This window comes from Candidatus Dependentiae bacterium (assembly GCA_018897535.1).
Lineage (GTDB): Bacteria > Babelota > Babeliae > Babelales > UASB340 > UASB340.
In genome coordinates this window covers 1-12931 of sequence record JAHIKO010000030.1, presented here as the reverse complement: position 1 = coordinate 12931, position 12931 = coordinate 1, and the positions used below count along the sequence as shown (strand labels likewise).

Genomic DNA, 12931 nt, shown 5'->3' with positions numbered 1-12931 from the left:
ATCAAGCATTCATATCCATACCAACAGGAATTGTAATTTTAAAAGAACTTGAAATTCCATTTCTTGAAGAAGATAAAATCAGAATGGTTCTTGATTACGAAATAGAGGATCAATTACCATTTTCAATAAAAGAAGCCACCATAGATTTTACAATAACATCACAAAATAATGTTGAAAAGAAATCAAAACTTTTAGTTGCAGCCGTAAGAAATAAAGATGTTGAAGAAATATTGGATATTTACAAGCAAGCAGATATAGATATCACAAAAATAACTCTCGATCTATTTTCAATATTTAATTTATATAACAATATTCCGGAATATAAAAACAATAATATACCATGTGCAATAGTTGATATAGGTTCAAATTCAACAAGAATTGCTCTTATAGAAGACAATATATTAAAAGTAACCAGAGTAATCCCTAAGGGTATTTCTACCATAGAAAAAAATATTACCGATGAAACAAATTTACCACTAAATAAAATAGAAGAAAATTTAAAATTATTTGGCTTTGGGCAATCCGGCGATGAAAAATATGACAAATCATTTGAAAAACATGTTATAAATTTTTTCAATGATATTCAATTTACATTAAACTCGTTTTCATTAAAACTAAATATGCAGAAACCTTTGGGCAAACTTATCTTTACAGGAAGTTATTCGGGAATTAAAAATTTAAGCAATTATGCTAAAAATGTTTTACAAATTTCATCGGAAATATTTGATTGCAAAAAAATATTTTCCAACTCACATGTAATAAATCAAACCGATAAAACAGAAATAAATTGGAATGAATATATAACCGTTTTAGGCTCAACTTTACCAATGGATAAATTATTACATTTTAATCTAAAAAAAGGCTCTTTAATTGGCGATGAAAATCGATTAATCTTCAAGCAAATATTTGCAGTAGTATCGTTAGTTGTTTTAGTATTTTTTTCAATAATAACAATAGGTTCAATACGAATATATACATTACTAAACCAAATAAAAGAATTTGAGCAAAAAGAATCCGCCAAAATTTACACCATATTTTCAAAAGAAACCAAGCTTGCAAAAAATTTACCATTCAAACAATTAATATCAAGATCGGAAAAAATACTTAATGAAAAACTGGAAATTTGGGGACCTTTTGAAAATCAAAAATTAAAAACATTATTAATACTTGAAGAATTAACAAAAATTATAGATAAAAAGAAATTCGACGTTACCATTGATTCTGTAAAAATTTATGAAGATGAAGAAATTGCAAAAGTTGATGTAGAAGGATTATTTAAAGCTAAAACGGGAAGTACAGAAAACTGGCAATATTTTCCTGAATTGGAAAATGCGTTTAAAATGTCTGAATATTTAGAATTTTGCGATCCAAACGCAATGTCCGACAATGCCAAAGTAGAAGAGGATAAAGGTAAAATTAGATTTAAAGCCACGTTAAAATTAAAAGAATAAAAATATGAAAATAATAAATAATTTAACAAATTATATAGAAAAAATGTCCAAAAAAGAATTCGACAAAAATTTAAAATTATTTATAGGTTTAATATTTTTTTTGGTAATCGGTCTAAGTTATTTTTTTTATACGGAAAATAGCGATTTAATTACCAGAATTCGAGATATAAACAAATTAAAAATAAAAATACAAAATATAGAAACAAGATATAAAAAAATTCAAATGGAAGAAGATAGATTGCAAAAATTACTTGAAGAAGACAAAGATTTCAATTTAAGAAAATTTTTTGAAGAATTTTGCTCACAACAAAATATTTCTCCGGAACCAAATTGGGATACACAAGAAACAGTTGCAAGTGATAAGTTTGATGAAATAAAAATTTCTGCGATATTTAAAAACCAGACTATGCAAAAATTGGTTGAAATTATTGAAGAATTAAATAAAAAAGGAATTGTTTATTTAAAAGAGTTAAAAATTGAAAACCAAAACAATGGTAAAATAACCTTTTATATAGATTTGGCTACAAAAAAATTTAAACAAGTTTAGTAATTTAAGGTGGAGTCTATAATGATTAAACGGCTCAATAAAATTGGCGTAGTAATATTTGTTATTCTAATAAATATATTTGCAAAAAATATATTATTTTCGCAAGAATCATCTGAACAAGCCAATATTTTTTTAAATTTTGAAAAAGCAACATTATCAAGTGTTGTAAATTATTTAACGGAAGCAAAAAAAATTAATTTAATTCCAAATAAAGCTCTTGATAATTTACCCGTATCACTTACAACAAGAGAACCTTTAACGTTAGATAAAGCCTGGAATATACTTTTAACATTATTGGAAGTAAACGGTTATTCAATTATAAATGTTGATAATGTATTCAGAATTGTTACAAAAGCAGCAAATAAACAGGAACCTTTACCTATGTATTCAGGATTGGAACCTGAATTACTTCCGGATACGGATGAAGTAATAAGATATATTTATTTTTTAAAAAATATCAAAGCGGACACCGTTGCAAGCTTTTTACAATCAATGCTGGAAGGTACGGTACAACCGAATACAAATTTAGATGCATTGGTTATTACAGACAGATGTTTACATATAAAAGCGGCAATGAAAATTATTAAAGAGCTTGACCAAGGCGGGCTTAGAGAATCTATAAAAGTTGTAAAATTAAAACATACGGTTTCAGCAGATATTGTAAAAATATTTGATCAAATAGTACCAAAAGATCAACAAAAAAATCTTCGTTTTTTAACTCCCGGCGGAGATAAAAAACAAATGACCTATTTTTCACAAGACACAAAAATTATAGAAGAACCTAGACAAAATGCTTTAATACTTTTGGGACAAGAAAAAAATTTAAATAGAATAATAGATTTTGTAAAAACATATATAGATATACCAACGGAATCTGCCGAATCAAGATTGCATATAATAGAATTAAAATATGCTAAAGCAGAAGAGGTTGGTAAATTGTTGGAAACTATCCGCAAGCCACCGACAGGTTTGCCTAAAACCGCACAAATTGGTGAATATAAGTTTTTTGAAGATGTAATCATTGCAACAGATACTTTTACGGAAGAACAAGCTAAAGAAGGAAAAGGTGGCGGTAATCGATTAATTATTTCATGTGGGAAAGATGATTGGAAAAGATTTGTAAAATTAATAGACAGCATAGATAAACCATCTCCACAAGTTGCTTTTGAAGTAATGATTGTAGATGTAAATATAAATAATGAAGCAGAATTAAAAGCTCAATTTAAGCCCAAACATCCAGGAATGTTCGGGAAACATATAAATCCATATTTTGAAACAGCTATTGCCAATAAAACTATAGATTTAATTGGTACAGGAGCAATTGCAGCTACTGATCTGGCAAAAGTTCCACCGGTGTATCGCAGAGCAGATTCTGATGGATATAGTGGTTCGCATATAACATTTGGTCAACCATCAAATTTATGGGGTGCCATAAAGGCCATTCTTTATAGAAATAATAATAATATAATAATTGAACCATACATAACAACAAATAATAATCAAGAATGTTTTGTAAAAAACGAGGAAACAAGATATGTTGACGGTGCATTTTCTGAAACAAATTTAGCAGGAAGTCTTGTAAGAAAAAAAGAATTAATAACGGCGCCCGTAGAAGTAAAACTCACACCAAAAGTTAATCTTGATGGATCAATAAACTTAAAAGTTTTTGTAAATTTTACAAATTTTGATGAAACATCTTCATCATCTCCAGACGAACATTCACGATTAATAGATACCAGAGTAACGATAGGAACGGGTGAAGTTTTAGTTCTTGGAGGATTTACAAAAAGTTCACATGAACAAAAAACATATAAAGTTCCGGTATTAGGAGATATTCCAATAATAGGAAATTTATTTAAAAGTAAAACTCAAAATAAAACTAAAACAAATTTATATGTCTTTATTCGTCCAAGCATAATAAAACCTAAAATAGACGGAACTCCTGATGAATATACTCAAATGAAAGTTGACTTTGCTAAACATCAGATCTTTGAACACGATACATTTACATCGGATAAAGATCCAATTCAAAGATGGTTCTTCAAGCCTGCAAAACAATCTATATCACAGAAAATAAAAGATACAAAAGCCGGTATTTTCAGGCCAATAGATAATTATGCTACAGGATACAATGAACCTATGGATGTAGATATGCAAAATGACACTTACTACAGTGCAGAAAAAGAATTGAGTGATAAAAAATTAACAAAAAATATTTCGCCAAACAAATACACTAAAAATGAATCTTTTATAAATTATGCGCAACAAAATCAAAATATTCAAGAAGCTAAGGGACAGGAAGACATAAAACAAGAAAAAATTAAAGCAAAAAACGGTAGAACAAAAAAATCTCGATTAAGAGCATAAATTTATAAAAATTTAAATATTTCAAAACTCAAATCTTATATTGCAGTAAAAGGTTAAAAAATTTTTCTCAAAAATTGATTTTGATCACCACTTCTAGTATTTTTATTTCTATAGTTAATATTTTTTATTTAAGAGGGGATTATAGAAGAGATGATCAAAAACGAATTAAAATATCCAAAAGTCAAAGTTCAAATTCCTAAAACTAAAATAAAGTTTGACGGAAAATTACTTATAATCGGATGCGGAGCTGTTGCTCAAAGTGCAATACCTCTCATATTACGTCACTTTATAATGCCCACAAAAAATATAACCATTATGGATTTTGTAGACAATAAACACAGAATTCAAGATGCACTTAAAGCAGGTGTAAATTATATTTTTGAAAAAATTACTGCAAAAAATTATAAAAAACTTTTAGCAAAGCATGTCGGTTCTGGTGACATGATAATAGATCTTGCTTGGAATATTGAATGCTGGGATATACTCAACTGGTGCAGAAACAACACGGTTTTATACATAAATACTTCTATAGAACAATGGGATCCATATAGTGATAAAAATCGTACAGATCCAAGAAAATATACTTTATATACAAGACACATGAAATTACGAAAATTAATTGCGGAAAAGTGGGGTGGAAAAAAGGGCACTACTGCAATAGTAGATCATGGGGCTAATCCCGGTTTGGTTTCGCATTTTACAAAAAAAGCCTTAATAGATATTGCAAATAAAGTTATAGAAATTAAACCAAAAGATAAAAGAATCAAAGATTTTAAAAAATATATTACAGAAAAAAATTTCCCAAAACTTGCTCAACTACTTAATGTTAAAGTTTTACACATAAGTGAACGAGATTCTCAAATTACAGATAAGCCAAAACAAGTTGATGAATTTGTAAACACATGGTCAGTTGAAGGTTTTTATGAAGAGGGTGTTGCTCCTGCAGAGCTAGGCTGGGGAACGCACGAAAATAAATTACCTGAAAATGCTTATACATATAATCATGGTCCTAAAAATCAAATTTGTCTTGGTACTTTAGGTATGAACACACTTGTAAGATCATGGGTTCCATCTGGAGAAATTAACGGTATGGTTATTCGCCACGGCGAAGCTTTTGGTCTTTCCGATAGATTAACTGTTTGGAAAAATGGCAAAGCTATATATAGGCCAACAGTGCACTATGCTTATTGCCCTTGCGATTCGGCTATTGCATCTTTACATGAACTTAGAATGAAACAATATAATGTACAAAAAAAACAACGTATTCTTAATGACGATATTATAGATGGTCGTGATGAACTTGGTGTTTTATTAATGGGTCATGATTTTAATTCTTGGTGGATTGGAAGTGCTCTTGATATTCATACGGCAAGAAAATTAGTACCACATCAACAAGCAACAACTTTACAAGTTGCTGTATCTGTCGTTGGAGCTGCACTTTGGATGATAAAAAATCCAAAAGAGGGTTTTTTATTACCTGACGATATTGATCATGAATTTATTCTTAATTTTGCCACACCATACATAGAACCTTTTATATCAATCCAGTCAGACTGGACGCCATTAAAAAATATCAATAAAAAATATTTAAAATTTGGATCCAAAGCTCCGGATAAAAAAACACTTTGGCAATTTGAATCTTTTTTGGTTGATGACAGACTTTAAAAATTATATTAAAAAGTGAAAGTATTTTGGATAATTAAAAAATAAATTATGTTTAAAAAAAATATTATTAATTTATATGGTGATTTTGGTCAAAATTGGCTTTCTTCTATTCCTGAATTAATTACTAAAATAGAAAAACTTTGGAATTTATCGAACTTACAAATTATACCAAATTTATCTTATAACTATGTTGCGAATTGTGAACAAAATAACCAACCGGTTATATTAAAACTTTTTTTTGATATAAATAATCTACAAGCAGAGCTTAATGCCTTAAATGCTTTTGCCGGAAATGGTTGCGTAAAATTAATTAATCATGATATTAAACATAAAGCATTACTTTTACAAAAAATAGTCCCCGGAATAAGTTTAAAAACTTTTTTTCCCGATCAAGACGAACAGGCTGTCAAAATAATAAGCGATGTAATCCAAAATCTTCAATCATCAGCAGCGCCGGGCCAAAAGAAATTCCCCAATATTTATGACTCTTTAAAAATATTGGATAAAAGTTGGAATCTCCCTGAACAATATCTTGTAAAAGCTCGCAAATTGAGTGAAAAATTAGTTGCCACAAATTCCAAACAAGTTTTATTGCATGGAGATTTGCATCATGAAAATATTCTTTTAAACGATAAAAATAAATGGGTCGCAATTGATCCAAAAGGCGTAATTGGCGCTTTATCACTTGAACCCGCTACCGCAATTTGTAATCCAATTCCGGAATTATTGGAATTTTCCAATGCAAAAAATATAATTCAAAAAAGAATATATTTGTTTGCTCAATATCTTAATCTTGATAGTAAAGAAATTTTTGATTGGTCATATGTTCAAGCCGTTTTATGTGCCTGCTGGTCAATAGAAGATAATATCGATGCAATATATTTTGTTAAGTTTTTAGAAATACTTGAAAGTATAAATTTCTGAACAAAAAAGTGATGAAATTTGACGTTTTTTAGATAAATATTCAAAAATCTTAAGGGGAATAGTATGTTTAAATTTAATAAAATATTTTTGTTTTTTATTTTTATAAATTTTTATTTATTCAATTTACATTCCCAAGAACCAAAAGATTGGACTGTTGCCGTTTACATGGAAGATAGTGATGCTAGCTTAGCTTTCTGGAAAGATAGAAATTTAAATGCTATGGCTACGGCTAAATTTGATAGTAAATTTTTAAATCTAGTTGTCCAGGTGCATGCAACGCCCGAAAATTTTTCTAGATATAATATTTGTAATAACAAAATAAATTTAATAAACACAGAAGATTTTTTACAAAATTCAGAACAAAATGTAATCAATTTTATGCAGTTTATAAAAGATAATTATCCGGCAAAACATTATGCTCTTATTATGTGGAATCATGGCTTTGGAGTTCTAGGCCCAAAGTGTCAACAAAATAACATTGGTGCATTTGATTGGGATGTAGAACCTGATGAACCTGAGTATGTTTGCGTTGATGGAGTTTGCCCAATTAAAAATATCGAGGAACAAATAAACCATGCAAATCATAGAAATTTACATAAAGGTTTTATGTTTGAAGGTAATAAAACTTTTATAAATAATTCTCAAATGGTTTATATGTTAAAAACTATTAAAGAGAAAGTGCTTGATAACAATAAACTAGATATTCTAGGCACAGATTGCTGCAAAATGTCTATGTTGGAAGTTGCTTATCAAATAAAAGATTATGCTAACTATTTAGTGGGATCACAAAATTGCGAACTGGTTGATGGCTGGGATTATCTGGGATTACTTAATAATTTTAATAAAAATAATATAACAGTATTAGATGTATTATCTTTTATTACTAAAAGTTATAGTGATTATTATCAGAAAAATACAAAAGAAAATAGTTATACACTTTCTGCTATAGATTTATCAAAAATTAATAATTTGGTTAATAATTTTAACGATATTATAGTTACATGCAAAAATATTATGCTTAAACATAAACAAGAGTTTTCTAAATTAATATTTAATGCTCGTGAAAATACACTAAATATGTGTTCTTCGAGTTATTATCGTGATTTAGGTATGTTTTATTTAAATCTATTGGAATATATTTGCAAGCTTGAGCTTGATGGAACATGTGCTCAATGTATTAGAGATTTAAAAAATTTTATTATAACGGGATTAAATTTACTAAAAGATTGTGTTGTTTATAACGTTACAGGGACAGCTGTTAGTAAAATGCATGGACTTGCCTTTTATTTTCCAAGAAATAAAATCGACGAATCTTATTTAGATACTATTTTTTCAAAAGATACAGAGTGGGTAGGATTTTTAAAAGAAATTATAAATTAATCTTATTTTACAGGAATATTAATAATATTTGGTTTATGTGACAGCAAATTCATGCAAGTTAAAAAATCATGCGGCACAAGACCAATGGTCATATCATTTCTTATTAGTTTTTTCTGTTTTTAAAAATAAATTTTTAGAGTGTAAACCGGGGATTGTTTTTAAATCCCCGGAATCTAGCAACACCGGAATATCTTGAGTCATAAAACAATCTTAATTAATAATTTTTTTTGTTTTAAATAAATATCCTAAAACATAGCCTATCAAAGATATGGATAAAGTTATAATTTCTGCAGGAAAATTTATTGGATAAATTTTTAAAACTACAAAACTTAAAGCCCCTAAAATTATACTTAAATAAGCAGATAATTTATTAAAATTCTTTTTGAAAAACACAAAAAATAACGGTACAAATAGAGCACTTAACATGAAATCATAACTTATTATTATTGTGTCTATTATATTTTTAGACGTTAATCCCAAAACAAGCGCCAATAAACCAATTAAAAATGTTATAACTTTAGATTGAAATAATTTGCTTTTAAAAAATTTAAAATCAAAATCTTGAGATAAATTCGAGCTGATAGCTGTAAGTAATGAATTTGAAGTTGAAGTAATTGCAGCACTTACGGCACAAGCAACCAATGCCAAAACTAAACTGCCAAAATTATTCGAAATAAAAACTATAAATGGACTTGAACCTGAAGCTACATCCAACCCTGAATATTTAGCCATAGATCCAAAATAAACAGGTATAAAAGAAAATAATAAAACTATTACAAAAGATATTAGTGCTGAAATTGAAGCAACAAATTTGGTCTTTGCCGCAAAAAATTTCTGTGCCAAATCTTGTTCTATTAAAGAGAATAGTATCGGTACAACCAATATTGCAAAAAGAGAATTAAATTTTAAATCTTGCGTTGAAAATAATTCTTTATTAAAGAAAAGATTCTTTAAATCCATTATGGAAAAATTATTTGCGCTAAAACTATAAAAGAACAAACCGGTAATAACAGACAATATTATAAAAACCTGAAAAAGATCACTTGCTACCACAGCCTTTAAGCCACCAATCATTGTATAAATTACTAAAAAAGCCCAAGTTAATATTACAACTGTATTACTTGTTATTCCAAGTCCAAAAAGCAAACTCTTTAAAGCCAAAACTTGAGCCGCCAAAATTCCACATAAAGATATTGCTGAAATTAAAGATGCTAATTTTTTTAAAAACTTAGACCCATAAAAAACTTCAAATATTTCAGCTACAGTTGATATTTCAAAAGCTCTTAACTTGTACGCAAATCCAAGCCCTAAAAGTAAAAAACCCAAACAAATTCCTAAAGAATAAAAAATTCCATAAAAGCCATATTTGTAACTTTCGGCAGCAGTTCCCAAAACAAGCCCACCACCAATTTGCGTTCCAACTAAGGTAGAAGTTAATCCCCATATTCCAAGTTTTCTACCGGCTAAAAAATAATCTTTTAGATTTTTTATACCTCTGGAAAAAACAAGTCCCAATATTAAATAAACTACACCCAATCCAATAAATAAAGTTATAAAAATACTATTCATGAATAGAACTCCAAAATATAATTTCGTTTGAAAAAATTTAACTATTAAAAATTAAGAATTTAAAAATTTGAATAAAAAAATATTTATAGCCTTATCGGCTATGATGATGGATTCGAATATGATTTAAAACACTTAAATTACAAAAACCGTATAATAAACAATCTGTGTTTTTCATAAAAATCCCTTCTTTATTAGAGTAAGTTTAAACAAACATTTTAAATTTTGTCAAAAAATAAAAATTTCTTTTATATGATTCAGTAAACTTATTTGACAAAAAATAATATCATTTTACACTCCTAGATAATCGATTAATTAGCTAATTAAAGATCTTTTCGTGAGTTAGTAATTTTTTATAAAAAGTTTTTCAAAAGAGAGAGGTCTTTTGTTATGCATAAAAAGAATAAAATATCTTTTTTATTTTTAACAACATTAGTCGTTTCATCAATTTTCGCACAAAATTCAGTTGTAACAATAAATGGAGATAATTTAAATTTTGACAATGTAATAGATGTAGCAAGAAACAATGCCAAAGTAGAATTATCACAAGATGCAAAAAATAGAATTTTTAAAACACGCCAATATGTTGAAGATTTGGTAAATCAAGAAAAAGTTGTTTATGGTCTTACAACAGGGTTTGGTTTTTTAGGAAATGTTTCAATAAATAAAGATCAAGCAACAGATTTACAATCAAATTTAATTAGAAGCCATTCTGCAGGAGTTGGAAGCCCTCTATCTCAAGAAATAGTTAGAGCTGCAATTTTATTAAGAATTAATACATTTGCAAAAGGCTTTTCAGGAATTAGACTTTCTACAGTTGAAAAACTAATCGAACTTTTAAATAAAAATATTTATCCATATGTTCCGGAAAAGGGTTCTGTCGGAGCCAGCGGTGATTTAGTACCACTATCACATATAGCATTGGTATTAATTGGTGAAGGTGAAGTATTTTTAAATGGCAAAAGATATGATACAGCTGATGTATTAAAAGAATTAAATTTTGAACCTATTTCATTAACATCTAAAGAAGGTTTAGCTCTTAATAATGGCACACCGGTTTTAACGGCAATTGCAGCATTATCTTTATATGATGCAAAAAAATTAGTAAAAAATGCACAAATAACAGCTGCTGCAAGCATGGAAGCATTAAGAGCACGTACAAGTCCATTTAATCCAAAATTACATTTTGCAAGACCTCATGATGGACAAATAAAATGTGCAGAAAATATAAGACGTCTCATAGATGGAAGTAATTTAGTTAATTCAAATACTAAAAAAGTACAAGATGCCTACAGTATAAGATGTTTTCCACAAGTTATGGGTGCATCAATGGATGCTGTAAATTACGTTGAAAAAATTCTTTTAACAGAAATGAATTCAGCCACAGACAATCCTTTGATTTTTGAAGAAGGCGCAGTATCGGGTGGAAACTTTCACGGACAACCAATAGCATTGGCTATGGATTTTTTTGCTATAGCGGTATCTGAAATTGCAGATATTTCTGAAAGAAGAGTTGCTCGTATTGTTGATCCAAATTTAAATGATAATTTACCTGCATTTTTAGTTAACTCCAGTGGATTAAACTCCGGATTCATGATACCTCAATATACAGCAGCAGCATTGGTTTCTGAAAATAAAATTTTAGCACATCCTGCATCTGTTGATTCAATACCAACTTGCGCAAATCAAGAAGATCACGTAAGTATGGGATCAATTGCATCCAGAAAAGCTTTAAGTGTTTTAAATAATACTTACTCGGTAATAGCAATTGAATTATACAATGCAATACAAGCCTTGGATTTTAGAGAAAATAAACCGGGAAAAGCCATTTCAATTGTTAAAGATTTGGTTCGCGAAAAAGTTGAATTTGTATCTGATGATAGAATTATGTACAAAGATATGGCAATTATTGAACAAATGCTAAGAGATGGCGAAATAATAAAAGCTGTAGAAAAAGAAATTGGTGAAATTAACGCTTAATAAGCTAAAAAAATAACCTTATATTAAAACTGGAGCTAAGATTAAATTCTTAGCTCCAGTTTTATTTTTATATTCTATATTTTAAAATATTTACTATTTTTTGTAATTTTATATAATGAAAACTTATTAAATTAAAAAATGTTTAATTCAATTTAGGGTGGGGCATAAACATGAACAAGTTTTTTCTAAAAAATATATATCTTTTGTATCTATTCTTATTATTTAATAATCTTTCGGCACTTAATGAACAATTATGTACTATTGGTAAAACCGTAGAAATAGATCAAATAACAAATTCTGCTAAAGCTATCGGCGAATACTTAATAAAAGATGAAAATTCAAAAAAGATATTCGGAGAAATTATAGAATCCGAAAATAAAGAGAATATCATTTTGTACGAAATTATAAGAGATTATGAAAACAACGAATTTAAATCTATAGAAATATCAAAAACAAATATAAATAATCTTGTAGAAAGTGGGGATTTAAAAATTCTTTGGTATTCAGAATCAGAAATAGAAGAAATTAATAAAATCATAGAACAAGCAACGAAACTCGAGAAAACAGAGCCAAATATTTTTGATAAGATAATCAAAGAAAATACAAAATCTTTAAGCACGCCAATAGAAGAAAATGGCTTGAGAGCCCTACGGAAAGAATATAACAAATTAGGTTTAAAAGGTTTTCTAAAGTCAAAATTAGATGCACAAAAAAATCCAAACGAAGATAGTAAACAAAAATTGGTACTAAATCTTATATCCGAATATTACAGCAAAAATAATATTCCTGAATCAAATGTTTTGGACGAAATGACTTGGCAAGATTTAAACATTTTATGCGGAACAAGATCCAATTCTAGAAAATATTTGGCTTCTCAACTAACAAAGTCTTTTGATTTGGAAAAAAGAAGCATAACTGCAACAGGCATAGCAGAAATATATCGCAAATTGCTAAGCCCAATAACAAGCATAGAAGAAATTAAAAAACAACAAAATTTAACAAAGCAATTACTTGAAAATGAAAATTTATTTAATGAATTGGATACCAAACT

The 12931-nt window shown here is 28.1% G+C and carries 9 protein-coding genes; 8 read left to right on the top strand and 1 reads right to left on the bottom strand.

What is annotated here, in order from left to right:
- The 6 genes from pilM to KKE07_01655 form a co-directional block, all read left to right on the top strand.
- The coding region (pilM, locus tag KKE07_01680) for a pilus assembly protein PilM (protein MBU4269568.1) at positions 1–1451 on the top strand (1451 nt) is incomplete at its 5' end.
- Between the two features lie 4 nt (positions 1452–1455).
- Positions 1456–1998, top strand: coding sequence for a hypothetical protein (locus KKE07_01675; GenBank protein ID MBU4269567.1), 543 nt, complete (start codon positions 1456–1458; stop codon positions 1996–1998).
- Between the two features lie 21 nt (positions 1999–2019).
- The gene (locus KKE07_01670) at positions 2020–4365 is read left to right on the top strand and encodes a hypothetical protein (protein MBU4269566.1); all 2346 of its coding nucleotides are present in this window, start codon (positions 2020–2022) and stop codon (positions 4363–4365) included.
- A gap of 150 nt (positions 4366–4515) precedes the next feature.
- The gene (locus tag KKE07_01665) at positions 4516–6030 is read left to right on the top strand and encodes a saccharopine dehydrogenase NADP-binding domain-containing protein (GenBank protein ID MBU4269565.1); all 1515 of its coding nucleotides are present in this window, start codon (positions 4516–4518) and stop codon (positions 6028–6030) included.
- Positions 6031–6078: 48 nt separating this feature from the next.
- Positions 6079–6954, top strand: a complete 876-nt coding sequence (locus KKE07_01660; GenBank protein MBU4269564.1) for an aminoglycoside phosphotransferase family protein — start codon at positions 6079–6081, stop codon at positions 6952–6954.
- 63 nt (positions 6955–7017) lie between these two features.
- Positions 7018–8334 (top strand): hypothetical protein, encoded by a 1317-nt coding sequence (locus KKE07_01655; protein ID MBU4269563.1) that lies wholly within the window; start codon positions 7018–7020, stop codon positions 8332–8334.
- A 210-nt stretch (positions 8335–8544) separates the two neighbouring features.
- Here KKE07_01655 and KKE07_01650 read toward each other — a convergent pair whose 3' ends face one another.
- Positions 8545–9903, bottom strand: coding sequence for a sodium:solute symporter family protein (locus KKE07_01650; protein ID MBU4269562.1), 1359 nt, complete (start codon positions 9901–9903; stop codon positions 8545–8547).
- A 387-nt stretch (positions 9904–10290) separates the two neighbouring features.
- Between KKE07_01650 and hutH the strand changes: the two genes are divergently transcribed.
- Both hutH and KKE07_01640 read left to right on the top strand, forming a co-directional pair.
- On the top strand, positions 10291–11880 hold the full coding sequence (gene hutH / locus KKE07_01645) for a histidine ammonia-lyase (GenBank protein ID MBU4269561.1): 1590 nt from the start codon (positions 10291–10293) through the stop codon (positions 11878–11880).
- A 170-nt stretch (positions 11881–12050) separates the two neighbouring features.
- Positions 12051–12931, top strand: an 881-nt coding sequence (locus tag KKE07_01640; GenBank protein ID MBU4269560.1) for a hypothetical protein, incomplete at its 3' end; no start/stop codon positions are given.

Bases quoted from the DNA above. Each gene is read 5' to 3' on its own strand.
- KKE07_01675 (MBU4269567.1), top strand. From the start codon at position 1,456: ATGAAAATAATAAATAATTTAACAAATTATATAGAAAAAATGTCCAAA.
- KKE07_01670 (MBU4269566.1), top strand. From the start codon at position 2,020: ATGATTAAACGGCTCAATAAAATTGGCGTAGTAATATTTGTTATTCTA.
- KKE07_01665 (MBU4269565.1), top strand. From the start codon at position 4,516: ATGATCAAAAACGAATTAAAATATCCAAAAGTCAAAGTTCAAATTCCT.
- KKE07_01660 (MBU4269564.1), top strand. From the start codon at position 6,079: ATGTTTAAAAAAAATATTATTAATTTATATGGTGATTTTGGTCAAAAT.
- KKE07_01655 (MBU4269563.1), top strand. From the start codon at position 7,018: ATGTTTAAATTTAATAAAATATTTTTGTTTTTTATTTTTATAAATTTT.
- KKE07_01650 (MBU4269562.1), bottom strand. From the start codon at position 9,903: ATGAATAGTATTTTTATAACTTTATTTATTGGATTGGGTGTAGTTTAT.
- hutH (MBU4269561.1), top strand. From the start codon at position 10,291: ATGCATAAAAAGAATAAAATATCTTTTTTATTTTTAACAACATTAGTC.